Consider the following 17355-nt stretch of genomic DNA (forward strand, 5'->3'; position numbering starts at 1 on the left):
TGCTAAAACTCAAACTGATAGAGCAGATCAAGTGCCTGGTCTACGCCGGACACTGCTTCCAGATATAGCTTAGGCATCAGGCGATAGCGTAGCGTGAGTGTTGCCAGTGAGTCAAAGATCCCCACACCGTATTTTACCTGCAGACCCGGCAGTACATAGCCACTGACCACCACCTGCGAGGAGTCACCCACGCCCTGGGTGTCCAGCGCCAGATTGCTTACGCCGAACGTCTCGCCGATTTTACCCACAACCTGCCCACTTTGTGCAACCCCCAGGCCGACTAACATTGAGGTCATCGCCGCACTGTCGCTCTGACCGCTGTCCAGACCCTGTCCACGCAGCAGGTAAGAGAGGGCTTCCTGCTGCGACATCGCCGGGTCAGAGAAGATCTCCGCCTTCGGTTCGTCGGCAGAGCCGGTGACGCGTACGCCTGCAATGACGTCGTTTTCCGTCGCTTCAGGGTTACGAATCGCTTCGATGTTCAACAGAGGCTGATCCGGTGGACCGGAGAACAGCAGCTCGCCCTTACGCACAATCAGATCCTGACCATAGGCATGGAAACGCCCTTCAGGAATATTGATCTGCCCGTTCAGGCCAAGCCCTTGTTTATCCTGGGCCACTTTCAGATCGCCCGTGAGCCTCGCCTTCAGCCCAAACGCATCCAACCGCACGTTATTCCCCACGTGTACGATAAGGTTACTATTAATCGGTATGCCAGCGCTCTTCTGTTCGACAGGTTTCAGATTTTCATTGAGCATAACTTCATCACTTGAGACACCGACGGCGCTTTCCGGAACCTCGTGAACCACAATACGCGCCCACGGCACGTCGACGCGCCCGTCCAGGGTGAAGAGGCTTGGCGTCGCCTCAAAGACCACATCCGGCGAGACATCTAGGCGCACCATTGGCGGTACGGTAATGCGCACCTTGCTGCCTTTGGCCGCGATGCGGGCACGCCAGTTATCGAGCTGGCTCCAGTCCGCGTCACCGCTCAGGTTGATTTGCCCCTGCTGCGTTAACACCGAACCGCTCAGGGTCGAGCTCATGCCGTTGAAGTTCATCGCAATCTGGCTGGGCTGCATATCAAACGGCATAAAGTTGCCGTCGATGTCCACGCCGCTGAGGCGCATCTGACCGAATAGCTGCGGGCTTTGCGCGTTGCCGCCCAGACGCAGGTTGGCGTTCAGCATACCCTCGGCTTTCTCCCCGCGGGCGAATATCGGGTTCACCATCGCCAGGTTGAAGTTACGGATATTGACGTTGCCGCCCAGATTACGCCGTCCTTGCGGATCGGTAATTTGTACCTGTCCGTCAAGCTGACCGTTGTTAGTAAGACGGATCAGCCACCCCAGCTCAGCACGGTTGTTATGCAGGTCTGCGCTCAGGTTGAGGGTATCGAATGCCACCGGGAGCGACGCATCATTCACCTCCTGCGTCACCTTCACGTTACGGCCCGAAAGCGTGACGCTACCCTGCGGCAGCCCCTCTTTGGTCGTATCCCAGGCGACATCGGCTTTCCCGCTGAAGACGCCGCTGGCCTGCGTGGTGTCCGGCATAAACGGTTTCAGCATCGCCAGATCAAAGCGGTTGAGGTTTACCTGCGCGTGCCCTGCCGCGCCCGCATCGATGGTCTGCGGCACGCACAGCTCTGCATTCGGGTTGATCCAGCAGTGCGGCCCAATAGCGATCTTTTGTTCAGCATTACGGTAGTCCAGCGAGAGAGAACGTGACAACGCCAGCGGCCCCACCGGCGTGTTGAAACGGGTATTGTCCAGCGTCCCTTTCCAGCGCTCCGCTTTGCGGTCGAAGCTGCCGGTCAGGTGAAGCTGCCCGGAAACCGGCTCACCCTGCACGCGTAGCTGGAGGTCATGCTGTTTTTCGTTCCCTTTGGCGTCCAGGGTGACCAGGTTAATGTTCACGTCCGGCTGAGAAATGCGCTCCACGCGCAGGTTCAGGTTACCGCCGATCTGATCGGTGGATTTCACATCTCCTTCCACGCGGACGCGAGCAACGCTCAGTTCCTGCCAGCGCAGATTATTGGCGGTGATATCCGCATGGAGCTGTGGCGCGTCGACCGTACCGCGCACTTTCACTAACCCTTTCGCCGTTCCGCCCAGGCCCGGCAGGGCGTTATCCAGGTTCGGCGCGTCGATGGTGGCATCAAGATTGAGATCTTTTACCCCCAGCTCGCCTTTGATATCCGCCGTGTTGCGCCCCAGCGCGACGTGCAGACCCGGGATCACCCACTGCAGGTAGCTGTTGCCTTTCACCGAGCCTTCAACATTCACCTTGTTCTGCTTGACGTTACCGGTGAGCTTGATCTCCGGCACGTCCATCTGCCACGTACCGCCGTACAGGCTACCGCGCGTTTTGATCAGCCCGTCCAGCTTCGACGGCCAGTCCGGCACCTCTTTGGCGGTGTTGATACCCGTCAGCTTCAGTTCGCCCCGCCAGCTGATCGCCTGCTGCCAGTCGAGCAGCGCGGTCAGCTCCGTTTTCCCTTCCAGCGCCGCGACGGTCAGCTTGTCGAGGTTGACCTGCTGTTCGTTGCCCTTCGCATCCAGCGTGATGTTCGCGGGCGGTACGCCCTGTCCCTTCACCGCCGTGTGGAACGAGAGCGTGTAGTCAGTCATCTTGCCGCTCAGCTTCAGCTTCAGGTCATCGGCCTGGAACTGTTTTTCGCCGGTAAACGGCCAGTAAAGCTGCTTGCTGACAACCTCAAGATTGAGCGGCAGCCCGGCTTCCGCCAGCTGAGTCTGCGCGCGCAGAACCATGTCCACCGGGCCGGAGAGATTGACCCCGACGTCCAGCTTATCGCGCAGCGCCCCACCCACTTTGACCTTCACTTTTTCGCCCTTCAGCGGGTCGATGTTGAGCGCGCTGTTCAGCGTGATATCCACCGGCCAGTTGTCGCGCAGCAGGGCGTTACCAGACGCATTCACCGACCCCTGGTTGGTGTCGATATCCAGCGCGTCGAGCTTCATGTTGCCGTCAATGCTGCTGACTTTCAGCAGCATGTTGTAGACGGTCAGGTCGGTATCGCCGGTCAGGCGTAGCTGCTCACCTTTGAACTCCTCAATATTGAGGTTCAGCGGCAGATGAACGTCAGTCATTTCCGGCAGAACAGGCTTCGAGAAGAGATCCTTTAGCGTTTCACCCAGCGGCTTTTCTTCCGGCTGCGGATTCTGGATCTTCGGCTCGACGATCTCTTCCTGCGCCACCTCGGCCACTTTCGGCAGCGCGATCAGCAAGCCCTGCAGTGAGGTTGGCGTCAGGGTCAGGTTTTTCTCCTGCCAGCGCAGGCCGGAGGTGAAATCCATGACGGAAACGGTGGTGTCGTCGATTTTAATATTGACGTTATCGAGCGCCACCCGATAGAGCGCAATCGGGTACGGCGTGGAGAGATTCAGCGGGCCGCTATCCTCTTCTTCCACCGGCGCAGACGGCGGCATTTTCTTCGAATCTATCGCCACGTTAACGTCTCTTAGCGACAGATCGTTAACGCACAGCTTGCTGTCACGCAGACAGCCCAGCTTCACCGCGAGGTGAAATTCCCCGGCATTCACCGCCACGCCTGGCTGCTCATAGCGGATGTTCTTCAGACGCAGGTCGCGCCAGCCGCCGGTCACCTGACCTATCTCCAGCCCCGGCACCCAGCGGTTCGCCGCGTTAAACAGCAGATGCAGCCCGGTCGTCGTCCCAACCAGAAACGCCACCGTACCGAGCAGCAGCACGATAAAAATCAGCACCCCGAGGCTTATTTTCTTCCATAAACTCATAATTCAGGCCCCAGACCGATGTAAAACTGTAATCCATGTTCTTCTTTGTCGCCGACCGGAACGGCGAAATCAAGCTTAATGGGCCCGACCGGTGACTGCCAGCGCACGCCTACACCTGCGCCAGTTTTAAAGTCGCTGCGGCGGATATCGCTCACCGCCTCGCCGCCATCAACGAACATGGCGCCCCACCATTTTCCGCTGACGTTGTACTGGTACTCCAGCGAGCCAGTGGCCAGCTTGGAGGCCCCGATCAGCTTGCCGTCATCGTCTTTAGGCGCGATAGATTTGTATTTGTAGCCGCGGATGCTGCGGTCGCCCCCGGCGAAGAAACGCAGGTCCGGCGGGACTTTGTCGAAATCGCCGGTTTCAATCCAGCCAAGGTTGCCGCGCATGACAAAGCGGTGTTTGTCATACAGCGTGCGGATCCAGACGTTTTGCGCCTGAATCACCGAGAAATCCACGTCAGAACCCCACATCGTGTTGGAGTAATCGATGGAGTAACGCTGGGAATCCCCCCAGGTTGGCATCAGGCCGCCGCGCGAGCGGGTGCGGCTGATCATCACCCCAGGATAGAGCAGCATGGTGGTGTTGGTGACGTTGGCCTGGGTAAAGTGGTCCAGGCTCCAGCGCAGGTTGATGGCGCGCTGCCAGCCGCTGGACAGATCCCAGTAGCGGGATACCGCAAGCGTGGTGGAATCGGACTCTGTATCGTTCAGGTCGGTGCGCTTAAAGCCCCCCTGGACCAGATAGTACTGCTCAAGCGGATTTTTCAGCAGCGGCATTTTATAGCTGAAATCAAGCTGCTGCTCCGGTGCAGAGATACTGGCGCTGGTCGTCAGGCTGTGGCCGTATGAGTTCATCCACGGCTTTTTCCAGGTGGCCTTCACGCGCGGGCCGACGTCGGTCGAATAGCCAACACCGGTCTCAATGGTGTTCTCGGTGCGCGGCGAGACAACGCCATGCAGCGGCAACACCTTGGTTTTGCGAGACTTATCAAATTCCGGCGCGACAACCACCGAGTTAAACCAGCCGGTGGCGGAGAGACGGCGGTTTAGCTCCGCCAGGTCGCTCGACTGGTAGTAGTCGCCTTTTTTAAACGGCACGAGGTTTTGCAGGTACTCTTCGCGAATTTGCGAACCTTCAAACGTCACGTCGCCAAAGCGGTAGCGCTCCCCGCTGTCGTAGTCGATGTCCCAGAAGGCCTGGCGTCGCTCCAGCGCGATGCCCAGCTGGCTTTTGTTGAACTGGCTGTCAAAGTAGCCCTTACGCAGGGAAACGCTCGTCAGCTCTTTTTTGAAATGGTCGTAATCGCCATGGTTAAGCACGGTGCCGATTTTCGGCCGCGTGCTGAGCAGATCCAGGTAATCCCGGTCGGTACGCGCCCCGCCGCGCAGGACGACGTTCGTGCCACCAATCCGTACCGGCTCCCCCGCCGAGACGCGGGCAATAAGCACCTGACGCCCCTTCTTTGGCGGCGGACGGAGATCGAAATCAATGGTGGGTTCGTAATAACCCAGCGCTTTCAGCCCTTCACGGATCGCGTCATCCACGCGCGCGCGAAAACGCCGGTCCGGCGTCACCTCATCACTCTGGATGGTCGACAGCTGCGCACGCACGTTTTTTTCCAGCGCTCCGGAAAGCCCCTCAACCTGCAAACGGACATTCGCCGCGCTGGCAACCCCGCTTGTCAGCAACACACTGACCAAACATAACTGGCGGATTTTTGTCACGTTTTCTCCTGAATATCCCTGTTTCCACCCTGGAAGCAAATGCAGTGCCGCTCCGCGGCAAAATACGGCCTGTTAGCCAAAAACCCACATCACGGGTTGAAAATGGGTGTAACACCCAAATATTTCTTATGATTAAATCTAGACTCATTCAGCGCATTTATTGTGTTCAATTAAACGCGTCGTGACAACCTTAACCGAAACATCGCACCCCGGGAGGCCCCATCGTGAGTTTATTCGACAAAAAGCATCTGGTTTCACAAGCTGATGCATTACCGGGACGCAACACCCCTATGCCTGTGGCGACCTTACACGCCGTGAATGGCCATTCGATGACTAACGTGCCGGATGGAATGGAGATCGCCCTGTTCGCCATGGGCTGCTTCTGGGGCGTTGAGCGCCTCTTCTGGCAGCTGCCCGGCGTATACAGCACCGCTGCTGGCTACACCGGCGGCTACACGCCTAACCCAACCTACCGCGAAGTCTGCTCCGGCGAGACCGGCCATGCGGAAGCGGTTCGCGTGGTGTACGACCCTGCGGTGATTCGCTACGAGCAGCTTCTGCAGGTTTTCTGGGAAAACCACGATCCGGCGCAGGGTATGCGTCAGGGCAACGACCACGGCACACAGTACCGCTCGGCCATTTATCCGCTCACGCCTGAGCAGGATGCTGCCGCCCGCGCCAGCCTTGAGCGTTTCCAGCAGGCCATGCGGGAAGCGGGCGATACGCGTGACGTGACAACCGAAATCACCACCGCGAAACCGTTCTACTATGCCGAGGACGATCATCAGCAGTACCTGCACAAAAACCCATACGGCTACTGCGGTATCGGAGGCATCGGCGTCTGCCTGCCGCCTCAACTGGCCTGATCACCGTTCCAGCGCCACGCGAGCCGCGTGGCGCGTTGCATTACAGACCGAGCCGTAATCCATCACTTTTCCCTGCAACAGCAGGTTAAAGACCGGCGCCTGCGGTCGGTTAAGCCGCGTTTGCAGCAGGTGAACGGCTTCAATCCCCAGCTCCCGACAGGGCACCGTCACGCCCGTGACCGGTTTTTCCAGACGGTGCGCCAGGTTCCATGCAAAATCGGTCGTTATCAGTGAAATATCTTCCGGAACGCGCAGCCCGTGTCGGGTTAACGCCCTGACTACCCCTTCCACCATGCTGGTGCTGTTCGGGAAAATCACCTCCGGCCACTGCGATCTATCATGGCTCATCAGCCACTCATCCAAAGCCCGCTCAGCCTCTTCGGCGGTAAACCACTCCGTCACGAGCAAATCACGCTGGGGATCGAAGCCCACGTGAAAATGGCGGTACGCCTCTTTAATGCCGTCCAGACGCGCGTAAAGCGTTTCTCGCCGCAGGCAGGTGAGCGTGAGCACACGCCGATGTCCCTGCTCAAAAAGATACTGCATGGCGGTAAACCCAATCGCCCGGTGATCGGGTGACACGGCATCCAGCTCCCGATCCCGATCAACGGAATTAATTAACACGCAGGGCTTATTTAACGTGCTCGCCAGTTTAAATATGGTGGAATCATCAGTCCCAATAATAATTATCGCGTTAATATTCTTCTGGCTGGCCTTTTCCATAAATAATTTCACGTCGGCGTGCTGTTCTTCTAATCCACAGCAGCTCACCCACACATTGTGCCGCGCGCAGGCTTCAGTAATCCCTTTTGTGACTTCCAGATAAAAAATATCGCCGCGTCCCTGAAAGGTTCTTTCTGGCGCAAAAACAGCGATACCGTTAATTAACAGTCTGCCGCTCGCCATGGACTCCAGTACGCCTAAGGAAGGTGCGAATAAGTCACCAAACGCAAAAAAACGCCTATGTAAGTGATTGAATTTAATTGACTAAAAGTTTTATTTTCGTTGCGGAGGGTACTTATTCGCACCCTCCCTAATTCTCTGGCAGTACGAACGATCGCCTCCCGGGCTTTATCGCTGGTATACGATTTGCCGCTTAATACCCGAGATACCGTACTGACGGAATAGCCCGTCAGGGCCGCAATCTCCTCCATTTTTAACCTGCCCGGCATAGTGTGACCTCGCTCCCATTCAGTTTTTGCAAATATTTGCAGAAACAGCCTTTTGATTTTAAAACCAAATTTCAGAAAGCCTGGAGATTACTTAATCACCTTGCGAGTATTCTCACAAAAACACATTGTCGCTGCGGCTCGCCTTTCCTATTTTCCGGTCATCACTTCTTTTCAACAGAAATTAAGGTGTGACATGGAGAAGGTACGTTTTGGCATTATTGGAATAGGTAATATCGGCACGGTCCACGCGCGCTATTTACTGGCGGGTACGGTCAGCGACGCGTGCCTGACGGCGGTTTGCGATAATGCACCGGAAAAGCATCCGGCCATTCGCCAGCTGGTCGGCAATCTCCCCGTGTTCAGTGACGCCCAGGAGATGATCCAGAGCGGGCTTATCGACGCGGTGATTGTCGCGACGCCGCACTACGAGCATCCGCGCCTGTCGATGCTGGCGATGCGCAACGGCATTCATACCCTGTGTGAAAAACCGGCGGGGGTATACACGGCTCAGGTGCAGGAGATGAACGCCTGCGCCCGGGAGTGCGACGTGGTGTTTGGCATCATGTACAACCAGCGCCCGAACCCGCTCTATCAGAAGGTAAAAGACCTTATCGACAGCGGTGAGCTGGGCGAGATCCGCCGCTCCAACTGGATCATCACCAATTGGTATCGCTCGCAGAGCTACTACAACTCCGGCGGCTGGCGCGCCACCTGGAAAGGGGAAGGTGGCGGCGTCTTGCTCAACCAGGATCCGCATCAGCTCGATCTCTGGCAGTGGCTGGTCGGAATGCCGGTCCGTCTGCGCGCGTTTTGCCAGTTCGGCAAACATCGCGATATCGAAGTGGAAGACGAGGTCACCGCTTATGCGGAGTACGCCAATGGCGCGACGGGCGTGTTTATCACTACCGTCGCGGAAACACCGGGGACCAACCGCCTGGAAATCGTTGGCGACCGCGGCAAGGTGGTCGTCGAAGAGGGGAAACTGCGCTACTGGCGGTTACGTGAATCCGAAACCGCCTTCAACGCCCGCTGGCAAAACGGTTTTGGTGAACCCGAATGCTGGGAGGTCTCCATCCCCGTCGCCCCGGAATGCAGCGAACATCACGTTATTACCGCCAATTTCTCGGCCGCCATTTTGCGCGGCGAGCCGCTGATCGCGCCGGGTCTGGAAGGGATCCGCGGGCTTACGCTTTCCAACGCCATGCACCTCTCCACCTGGACAGACGACTGGGTCGACCTGCCGCTCAACGAGAAACAGTATCTGCGCCTGCTTCAGCAGCGTATTAGCACCTCAGTGGCTAAAGAGACCGCCAGCATCACGCTGGACGCCTCTGGCACCTGGTAACAGCGGAGAAACACGATGTTAAATGTTGCTATCGTGGGAACAGGGAATATCTAGCATAACCATATTCAGGGCTATTTGCAGTTTGGTCAGCGTTGCCGGATCGTCGCGCTGGTCGATATCTACCCGGAAAAAGCCCACGAGAAAAAAGCACGCTACGGCCTGACGGATGCCCGCGTGTACGCAAGCCACCAGCAGATGCTGGCGTCAGAGCCCGATGTGGACATCGTCGATGTCTGTACGCCGCCCTACGTTCACGCGGAAATCAGCATTGATGCCCTGCGCACGGGGTGCCATGTGCTGTGCGAAAAACCGATGGCCGCCTCGCTGGAAGAGTGCGACGCGATGATCGCCGCACAGCAGGCCAGCGGTAAGACGCTCTCCATTATCGCTCAGAACCGCTTTACCGAAGCTTTCTGGCGCTTAAAAGCAGCGCTGGATTCCGGCCTCGCGGGAAAAATCTGCCATGCGCAGGTGGATTCGTTCTGGTGGCGCGGACACTGCTATTACGACCTGTGGTGGCGTGGCACCTGGGAAAAAGAGGGAGGTGGCTGCACGCTTAACCACGCGGTACATCATATCGACGCCATCCAGTGGATGCTCGGCTTCCCGTCGGAGGTCGTGGCAATGATGACCAACGTGGCGCACGACAATGCCGAGGTGGAAGACCTCAGCGCCGCGATCTTCAAATACCCGAACGGCGCGCTCACGCAGCTTACCGCCTCGGTGGTGCACCACGGGGAAGATCAGAAAATCATCATTCAGGGCGATAAAGCGCGTATCTCCGCGCCGTGGCAGGCCTTTGCCAGCGTCAGCGCCGATAACGGCTTCCCACAGGAAAGCCACGATCTGCCGCGAGAAGCGCAACTCAACGCGGTTTTTCACGACACCCGCAAACTCGAATGGACGCTACACAACGGGCAGATTAACGACCTGCTTTATGCCATTGAGCACGGCACGGCACCGTTAGTGGATGGCCTGCAGGGCAAGCGTTCCCTCGAACTGATTACCGCAATTTATAAATCAGCCATTACCCGCACCGTCGTCCCGCTGCCGATTCAGCGCGATGACCCGTTTTACCGTACCGGCGGGACGAACGCCCTCGCCCCCCGTTTTTATGAGAAGTCCGCAAGCGTGGCCAACTTCAGCGAAGTCGGTTCCATCCCCCTGGGAAAAGATCTGGATTGAGGAATGTCATCATGAACAAGAAAGACGGAATGAACTACGCCCCGGTAGGTAAACCGCAGCCGGTTGTCCGGGAAGGTGAATTTGTTTTTGCCGCTGCCGCACTCGACCACGGTCATATTTACGGCATGTGCAACGGCCTGATTGAAGCCGGCGCCACGCTGAAATGGGTGTACGACCCCGACCCGGCGAAAGTGGATAAATTCATCAAGCAATATCCGCAGGCCAACGTGGCGGCGTCGCTGGACGTGATACTCAACGACGACGAGGTGCGCCTGGTAGCGGGTGCGGCCATCCCGTCCGGGCGCTGTGCGCTGGGGCTGAAAGCGATGGCCGCAGGTAAGGACTATTTCACGGATAAAGCGCCGCTCACCACCCTTGAACAGCTGGCCGATGCCAAAGCAATGGTGGCGCAAACCGGGAAGAAATACGCGGTGTATTACAGCGAGCGTCTGCACGTAGAGAGCGCGGTCTTTGCCGGACAACTGGTGCAGCAGGGCGCGATTGGCCGCGTCGTGCAAACCCTGGGAACCGGTCCACATCGGGAAGGGACCGGTCGTCCGGAGTGGTTCTACGATCGTCGCGACTTCGGCGGCATTCTCTGCGACATCGGCAGCCACCAGATTGAGCAGTTCCTTTTTTATACCGGCAACAGCGACGCCTCGGTGGTGGCAAGCCAGGTTCGCAACGTTAAACACCCGCAGTATCCCGCCTTCGAAGATTTCGGCGACGCGATGCTGAAAGGGGAAAACGGTGCCAGCGGCTATTTCCGCTGCGACTGGTTTACGCCGGACGGGCTGTCAACGTGGGGCGACGGTCGTCTGACCCTGCTCGGCACCGAAGGCTATATCGAAATCCGCAAATATGTCGATTTAACCCGCGGCGAGCAGGATGTGGTTTACCTGGTGAACAAGGAGGGAGAATTCCGTTATCCCGTCGCCGGGCAGGTCGGGTTCCCGTTCTTTGGTGAACTGATCCTCGACTGCCTGCACCGGACCGAAAACGCCATGACGCAGGCGCACGCCTTCAAGGCGGCGGAGCTTTGCGTGAAGGCTCAGATGCTGGCCAACGCGACGGCATAACGGGAGGCAACGATGACGATCCTGAACACAGCGGTTATCGGTGCCGGCGCGATTCACCGCTGCCATGTGAATGCATTACGCCAGATCCCCAACGTCGCGCTGCGCGCGCTGGTGGATATCGACAGCGTTAAAGGACTGACGCTGGCGATGGCCTATCAGTGCCGTTTTTATCAGGATTACCGGGAAATGCTGCTGGATGATGCCATCGACGTGGTCCATATCTGTACGCCGCATTTCGAGCATAAACGTATGATTCTGGCGGCGCTCGCCGCCGGGAAGCATGTGTTCTGCGAAAAACCGGTGGGGATGAACAGCAGTGAATTCGGCGATATCGTCCAGGCCGCCGAGCAGGCGCCGGGCCTGCTCGGCGTTTGCTATCAGAACCGGCTCAATCCCACCAGCCTGCGCATCCGACAGGAGTTAAGCGAGGGCGAGCTGGGGAAGATGCTCGGCATGAAAGCGGTGCTGACGTGGTCGCGGTCGGGCGCCTATTACACCGAAAGTCCGTGGCGTGGACGGCTGGCAACGGAAGGCGGCAGTCTGCTGATCAACCAGGCGATCCATACCCTCGACCTGATGCAGTGGTTCGCCGGCGGGGTCACGCGCCTGAAAGGCGTGGTGGAGAGCGGTGAGCTGGCGGACGTAACCGAAGGGGAGGACAGCGCAATGGCGACGCTGCACTTTGCTAACGGCGCGCGTGGCCTGTTTTATGCCAGCAACTGCAATACCACGGATTCCCCCCTCTGGCTTGAGATCCATTGCGAACGGGGTTCGCTGCTGCTCAATGACAATGTGCTCTGGCGCATTACCCCGGGCGAACGTCGCAAGCTGGCAACCGATGATTCTCCTGACGGCTCGGTCAAAAGCTACTGGGGGCTGGGACACCAGCAGGCGATCCGCCGTTTTTATCATGCCATTCATCACCCGGAAACGGACTACATCGATATCCATGCTGCCGGGAAATCACTCACCCTTGTGGAGGCCCTTTATCGCTCATCTCAATTAAGAAAATGGATAGATATCAATAATTAGAACGTAATGTGTCGTCCAGCAGTAAATAAAAAAACGACCTGAAACACAGGTTAATCATTACCCTACACTGGATATTATTATGGTCAAACCAACTGAACGTAGAGTTGGTTACGGCGTAGCGCTTGGCTACGGCGTAACCGATCTGTTTGGCGGGGGCGCTTTTGCCATTATCGGCACCTGGCTGCTCTTTTTTTACACCACCTATTGCGGACTCTCAGTGATTGAAGCGGGTTCAATATTCGCCATTGCCCGCGTTATTGACGCACTCCTCAGCCCCATTATGGGATACGTCACCGATAATTTCGGTGATACCTGGCTCGGACGTAAATGTGGCCGCCGCCGCTTCTTTTTATTACTCAGCTCACCGCTCATGTTTTTGTATGCCCTGCTGTGGATGACGGACATGGGCTACTGGTACTATCTGGGCACCTATCTCTCGATTGAACTGCTGTCGGCGATGGTGCTGGTCCCGTGGGAAACGCTGGCAGCGGAAATGACAAACCGCTATGAAGAGCGTAGCCGCCTTTCCGGCGTGCGCATGATCTGCTCTCAGCTCGGGGGATTTCTTGCGGTTTCCGTCCCCGGCGTCATTATGCAGTTCACGGGTAAAGATAATCCGTTTACCTATACCCTTACCGGGCTGATATTTTCCTGCGTATTTTGCATTGCGGTATTTATTACCTGGTACACCACCTGGGAAGCCAAAGATGTGCAGCAAGAGTCCGATTTTAAAGTGGATAACCAGCGCAGCAGCGGGATACTCAATCACCTGAAATATCTGGTTCTGGATCTCTTTTCTTCATTCCGCATTCGCGCGTTCCGGCTGCATATCATTATTTATATCTTTTCGTTTACGGCGATGGACGTATTCGGTTCGGTCTTTACCTATTATGTCGTGTATTGCCTGAGCCAGGATGCGGCAGCGGTATCTGGCTGGCTGAGCATTGCGGCCTTCGCCTCGGTGCCGGGCACATACGGGTTTATGCTGTTGCTGAACCGGCTGAATGTGACTCCTTCCGCCGCGCTCCGCCTCTCCTACGGCTGTATTTTCTGCGTGCTGGTATTCCTGTTTACGGTCTACCTTACCGAAACGCAGGTGCCGACGCTGCTGTTCTCGGCGGTCTTTATCTTGCTGGGTGCCGCCCGCTCCGGCCTTTACTACATTCCGTGGAATATCTACAGCTTCATTCCGGATATCGACGAGATGGTGACGCAGCAGCGACGCGAAGGGATTTTTGCCGGTGTGATGGTCCTGACCCGCAAAAGTACCGTGGCTATTGCCATCATGATTATTGGTCTGGTGCTGCAGGAGTCCGGTTTCGTGAAAGGCAGTGGCGCACAACCGGAAAGCGCGCTGGGGGCCATTATCGGCCTGATGATTTTCGCCACCGCGGCGCTTCTGGCGGTGAGTTTCTTCACTACCTATAAGTTTAAGCTCACCCGCGAGACGCATAAGTTGCTTCTCAAGGAGATTGCCCGGCGGAAACTTGGCGGAGATTACCGCGATTGCGACGCCAGGACTCGGGTGATCATCAAGCAGTTAACCGGATACGAGTATGACCAGGTGTGGGGAGGCGACGCCACACGACAGACGGTGGGAAGCGCCCATTTATCTCCCGTGAAATAACCGCGCAGACCGGGCAGCACTCCACTGTCCGGTCTGTTTTTATGCCAAAATGTGACCTCTGGCAGATTTACATCTCTTTACGCTATACTACCCGCTGAAATAATCAGCTCAACGCTACGGGCTGACGTTCTACGTGTTTTCACACAAATGGTATCAATTCCCCTTCTGAGGATCTGGCGAGAAGCCGGATAAACTATGTTAAACAGTATTTTAGTAATACTTTGTCTGATTGCCGTCAGTGCATTTTTCTCGATATCGGAGATTTCGCTGGCCGCCTCCCGTAAAATCAAACTGAAGCTGCTTGCTGATGAAGGCAACATCAACGCCTCCCGCATTCTCAAAATGCAGGAGAACCCCGGCACCTTCTTCACCGTGGTGCAGATTGGCCTGAACGCGGTCGCCATTCTCGGCGGTATCGTGGGCGATGCAGCGTTTTCGCCGGCGTTTTACAGCCTGTTTGTGCAGTACATGTCCGCCGAACTGGCCGAGCAGTTGAGCTTTATTCTCTCCTTCACGCTAGTTACCGGCATGTTCATCCTCTTCGCTGACCTGACCCCGAAACGCATCGGTATGATTGCGCCAGAAGCTGTGGCTTTGCGTATCATCAACCCGATGCGCTTCTGCCTGTTCGTGTTCCGTCCGCTGGTATGGTTCTTCAACGGCCTGGCAAACGTGATTTTCCGCATCTTCAAGCTGCCCATGGTGCGTAAAGACGACATCACCTCTGACGACATCTATGCGGTGGTGGAAGCTGGCGCGCTGGCCGGGGTGCTGCGTAAGCAGGAACACGAGCTCATTGAGAACGTATTCGAACTGGAATCCCGTACCGTGCCCTCTTCCATGACGGGCCGTGAAAGCATTATCTGGTTCGATTTGCATGAGGATGAGCAGAGCCTTAAGAACAAAGTGGCACAGCATCCACACTCTAAGTTCCTGGTCTGTAATGAAGATATCGACCACATCATCGGTTACGTCGACTCCAAAGACCTGCTCAACCGCGTGCTGGCAAACCAGAGCCTGGCGCTCAACAGCGGCGTGCAGATCCGCAACACCCTGATCGTGCCAGACACCCTGACGCTCTCGGAAGCGCTGGAAAGTTTCAAAACCGCCGGGGAAGACTTCGCCGTCATCATGAACGAATACGCGCTGGTGGTGGGGATCATTACGCTGAACGACGTGATGACCACGCTGATGGGCGACCTGGTGGGCCAGGGGCTGGAGGAGCAGATTGTTCAGCGTGACGATAACTCGTGGCTGATTGATGGCGGTACACCGATTGAAGACGTCATGCGCGTGCTGGACATCGACGAGTTCCCGCAGTCCGGTAATTACGAAACCATCGGCGGCTTTATGATGTTTATGCTGCGCAAAATCCCGAAACGTACCGATTCGGTGAAGTTCTCCGGCTACAAGTTTGAGGTGGTGGACATTGATAACTACCGCATCGACCAGCTGCTGGTGACGCGCATCGACAACAAACCGACCGTGCTGGTGCCGCGGATGCCTGACGCAGAAGATAAGGTGTCGGCGTAAGACCCATATACATCAACGGCTCCCATTGGGAGCCGTCTTTTTAACTACTGCATAGCACGTTGGTTAAGCCATCTCAGTTTGCAGACGCATAACCTGACGGTTGACTTCGGACATCACAGACAGGTGCTGTTTGTCCTTCACTTTTGGGATAAGAATCTTGCCCTTATCAAATTCAAAAGCGCCAACATCCTTGATGTACAACCGTCCACGGAACAGGATCTTCACGTACTTCGCCACTTGAAGCGGGTTGTAGCGTTGGAAAATTTTCATTCTTGTATCTCCTGCGAATCATACGCTCTTGCGGTGCCACAATCGGCCCGACTGTCCTGAGCGCAAATTTTGATGCCCAATGACTATAGACCAGAACTACGGTGTTACCCAGTGTGCATAAGTTTATTTACCGTTTGATTACAATTATTCAGAATAATCTTTGCAAAGCGTGACTGAGAGCAGTATAAGCCGTCGTTTTTTCATGGATATGTGCGTTCACCCGCAAACTGGCATTGGGATTGCGGGAAAACCACATTGATCGCACTTATGATTAAAAGCGTAAGACCAAGTGGTCGGATCACCTGCAAACAATAAGGAAACGCCATGACCCTACGTAACATCCTTGCAGCAGCTTGTCTGCTGCTGCCCCTGTGGGCTTGCGCTCACAACATTGAAAAAGGACAACGTGTCCCGCCAGTCGGCATTGCTGACCGGGGAGAATTGATTCTCGACAATGATAAGTTTAGCTATAAAGCCTGGAATAGCGCGCAGCTCGCAGGCAAAGTGAGAGTTGTACAACATATTGCCGGTCGTACATCTGCAAAAGAGAAAAATGCCAACCTGGTGGAAGCGATCAAGGCCGCAAAATTCCCGCACGATCGCTACCAGACCACCACGATTGTGAACACCGATGACGCGATTCCCGGCTCCGGGATGTTTGTGCGTTCAAGCCTTGAGAGTAATAAGAAGCTCTATCCGTGGTCGCAGTTTATCGTCGACAGCAACGGAGTCACCCGTAAGGCCTGGCAGCTGGAGGAAGAGAGTTCCGCGATTATCGTGCTGGATAAGGAAGGTCGCGTCCAGTGGGTGAAAGACGGCGCGTTGACCCAGGAAGAGGTGCAGCAGGTCGTCGCCCTGCTGCACAAGCTGTTGGCTCAATAAATCGAGACGCGGAAGCCGGGGTTGAGGAAGGATTCACGCGGGGTATAGTCCAGCGGCTTGCCCTGCCAGTCATGAACATGCGCCCCGGCGGCCGCTGCAACCGCGTGCCCTGCCGCCGTATCCCAGACGTTAGTCGGCCCAAAGCGCGGATAAAGCTGCGCCTGTCCTTCCGCCACCAGGCAGAATTTCAGCGATGAACCAATCGACGTCGTCTGGTGTTCCCCCAGCAGCTGCAGGTACTCCTGCAGTTCACTGTCGCTGTGCGAGCGGCTAATCACCACCAGCGGTGGGCGCGCATCGCGCACCTGGATCTGCTTACGAACGCCGCACTCCTCCTTCCAGGCTTTACCTTCCGCCGCGCTGTACATCACCTTCATCACCGGGGCGTAAACCACGCCGAGCACCGCCTTTCCCTTTTCAATCAGGGCGATATTAACGGTGAACTCCCCGTTGCGCTTGATGAACTCTTTGGTACCGTCCAGCGGATCGACCAGCCAGTAGCGCTGCCAGTGCTGGCGTTCATCCCAGCTCTGCGGCGCTTCTTCAGACAGAACGGGGATGTCCGGCGTCAGCGCCTGTAAACCGTTCATAATGACCTTATGCGCAGCGATATCCGCCGCCGTGACCGGGGAGTCGTCCGCTTTACTGACGACCTCCATCGGTTTTGCACCGTCATACACTTGCATGATGGCATCCCCCGCATCCCGTGCGAGTTGACAAATTTTATCTAGCATTCTCCACCTCTTTGTTAACGCAGTGAGGTTAACTCATTGTTTTAGTTATATCGTAATGTGAACAATTCCGCTATCTGTGAAGCAATTCCGGTTTCAGTACGCTTTTTTCTGTCAGGATTCA

General features: G+C 56.4%; 12 protein-coding genes and 2 pseudogenes. 8 read left to right on the forward strand and 6 right to left on the reverse strand.

Features of this window, described 5'->3' with window-relative positions:
* Nucleotides 1-2: 2 nt before the first annotated feature.
* The gene (gene tamB, locus ACOTXR_RS09805) at nucleotides 3-3779 is read right to left on the reverse strand and encodes an autotransporter assembly complex protein TamB (protein ID WP_200923802.1); all 3777 of its coding nucleotides are present in this window, start codon (nucleotides 3777-3779) and stop codon (nucleotides 3-5) included.
* Complete coding sequence (gene tamA / locus ACOTXR_RS09810; protein WP_047626910.1) at nucleotides 3776-5509, reverse strand: autotransporter assembly complex protein TamA; 1734 nt, start codon at nucleotides 5507-5509, stop codon at nucleotides 3776-3778. Before tamA ends, tamB begins: the two co-directional genes overlap by 4 nt.
* 224 nt (nucleotides 5510-5733) lie before the next feature.
* On the opposite strand from tamA, the gene msrA reads away from it, so the two are divergent.
* Complete coding sequence (msrA, locus tag ACOTXR_RS09815; RefSeq protein WP_023336688.1) at nucleotides 5734-6375, forward strand: peptide-methionine (S)-S-oxide reductase MsrA; 642 nt, start codon at nucleotides 5734-5736, stop codon at nucleotides 6373-6375.
* On the opposite strand, the pseudogene ACOTXR_RS09820 reads toward msrA, so the two are convergent.
* Both ACOTXR_RS09820 and ACOTXR_RS09825 read right to left on the reverse strand, forming a co-directional pair.
* Nucleotides 6376-7299 (reverse strand): annotated as a pseudogene (locus ACOTXR_RS09820) (LacI family DNA-binding transcriptional regulator); the annotation flags it as partial. It abuts the gene before it with no gap.
* Nucleotides 7300-7412: 113 nt separating this feature from the next.
* Nucleotides 7413-7583, reverse strand: a pseudogene (locus ACOTXR_RS09825) (LacI family DNA-binding transcriptional regulator); the annotation flags it as partial.
* Nucleotides 7584-7740: 157 nt separating this feature from the next.
* Here ACOTXR_RS09825 and ACOTXR_RS09830 point away from each other — a divergent pair.
* The 6 genes from ACOTXR_RS09830 to ACOTXR_RS09855 all read left to right on the forward strand — a co-directional run bounded on the left by ACOTXR_RS09830 (nucleotide 7741) and on the right by ACOTXR_RS09855 (nucleotide 15348).
* Nucleotides 7741-8892 (forward strand): Gfo/Idh/MocA family protein, encoded by a 1152-nt coding sequence (locus ACOTXR_RS09830; RefSeq protein ID WP_058690308.1) that lies wholly within the window; start codon nucleotides 7741-7743, stop codon nucleotides 8890-8892.
* Between the two features lie 63 nt (nucleotides 8893-8955).
* A complete protein-coding gene (locus tag ACOTXR_RS09835; protein ID WP_236248922.1) occupies nucleotides 8956-10077 on the forward strand; it encodes a Gfo/Idh/MocA family protein in 1122 nt (373 codons plus the stop codon).
* A gap of 11 nt (nucleotides 10078-10088) precedes the next feature.
* Nucleotides 10089-11156 carry a Gfo/Idh/MocA family protein gene (locus ACOTXR_RS09840; RefSeq protein WP_058690309.1) on the forward strand — a complete coding sequence of 356 codons (1068 nt, stop codon included), beginning with the start codon at nucleotides 10089-10091 and terminating at the stop codon, nucleotides 11154-11156.
* A gap of 12 nt (nucleotides 11157-11168) precedes the next feature.
* The gene (locus ACOTXR_RS09845) at nucleotides 11169-12188 is read left to right on the forward strand and encodes a Gfo/Idh/MocA family protein (RefSeq protein ID WP_078310305.1); all 1020 of its coding nucleotides are present in this window, start codon (nucleotides 11169-11171) and stop codon (nucleotides 12186-12188) included.
* A 79-nt stretch (nucleotides 12189-12267) separates the two neighbouring features.
* Nucleotides 12268-13815, forward strand: a complete 1548-nt coding sequence (locus tag ACOTXR_RS09850) for an MFS transporter (protein WP_058690310.1) — start codon at nucleotides 12268-12270, stop codon at nucleotides 13813-13815.
* 195 nt (nucleotides 13816-14010) lie between these two features.
* On the forward strand, nucleotides 14011-15348 hold the full coding sequence (locus ACOTXR_RS09855) for a hemolysin family protein (RefSeq protein ID WP_014882257.1): 1338 nt from the start codon (nucleotides 14011-14013) through the stop codon (nucleotides 15346-15348).
* A gap of 63 nt (nucleotides 15349-15411) precedes the next feature.
* Here the strand turns inward: ACOTXR_RS09855 and ACOTXR_RS09860 are convergent, their stop codons facing one another.
* Nucleotides 15412-15618, reverse strand: coding sequence for a DUF1107 domain-containing protein (locus ACOTXR_RS09860; RefSeq protein ID WP_003856054.1), 207 nt, complete (start codon nucleotides 15616-15618; stop codon nucleotides 15412-15414).
* Nucleotides 15619-15942: 324 nt separating this feature from the next.
* Here ACOTXR_RS09860 and ACOTXR_RS09865 point away from each other — a divergent pair, with 324 nt between their 5' ends.
* On the forward strand, nucleotides 15943-16500 hold the full coding sequence (locus ACOTXR_RS09865; RefSeq protein WP_014882256.1) for a YtfJ family protein: 558 nt from the start codon (nucleotides 15943-15945) through the stop codon (nucleotides 16498-16500).
* Here the strand turns inward: ACOTXR_RS09865 and cysQ are convergent.
* Complete coding sequence (cysQ, locus tag ACOTXR_RS09870) at nucleotides 16494-17234, reverse strand: 3'(2'),5'-bisphosphate nucleotidase CysQ (RefSeq protein ID WP_047624573.1); 741 nt, start codon at nucleotides 17232-17234, stop codon at nucleotides 16494-16496. The genes ACOTXR_RS09865 and cysQ overlap by 7 nt on opposite strands.
* Nucleotides 17235-17355 lie beyond the last annotated feature (121 nt).

The organism is Enterobacter cloacae complex sp. IR53030, from assembly GCF_049238365.1.
Classification (GTDB): domain Bacteria; phylum Pseudomonadota; class Gammaproteobacteria; order Enterobacterales; family Enterobacteriaceae; genus Enterobacter; species Enterobacter kobei.

What these genes read in the sequence shown, in the direction of transcription:
- tamB (WP_200923802.1), bottom strand. Translation starts at nt 3,779, where the DNA reads ATGAGTTTATGGAAGAAAATAAGCCTCGGGGTGCTGATTTTTATCGTG.
- ACOTXR_RS09840 (WP_058690309.1), top strand. Translation starts at nt 10,089, where the DNA reads ATGAACAAGAAAGACGGAATGAACTACGCCCCGGTAGGTAAACCGCAG.
- ACOTXR_RS09830 (WP_058690308.1), top strand. Translation starts at nt 7,741, where the DNA reads ATGGAGAAGGTACGTTTTGGCATTATTGGAATAGGTAATATCGGCACG.
- ACOTXR_RS09850 (WP_058690310.1), top strand. Translation starts at nt 12,268, where the DNA reads ATGGTCAAACCAACTGAACGTAGAGTTGGTTACGGCGTAGCGCTTGGC.
- cysQ (WP_047624573.1), bottom strand. Translation starts at nt 17,234, where the DNA reads ATGCTAGATAAAATTTGTCAACTCGCACGGGATGCGGGGGATGCCATC.
- ACOTXR_RS09860 (WP_003856054.1), bottom strand. Translation starts at nt 15,618, where the DNA reads ATGAAAATTTTCCAACGCTACAACCCGCTTCAAGTGGCGAAGTACGTG.
- ACOTXR_RS09855 (WP_014882257.1), top strand. Translation starts at nt 14,011, where the DNA reads ATGTTAAACAGTATTTTAGTAATACTTTGTCTGATTGCCGTCAGTGCA.
- ACOTXR_RS09845 (WP_078310305.1), top strand. Translation starts at nt 11,169, where the DNA reads ATGACGATCCTGAACACAGCGGTTATCGGTGCCGGCGCGATTCACCGC.
- ACOTXR_RS09865 (WP_014882256.1), top strand. Translation starts at nt 15,943, where the DNA reads ATGACCCTACGTAACATCCTTGCAGCAGCTTGTCTGCTGCTGCCCCTG.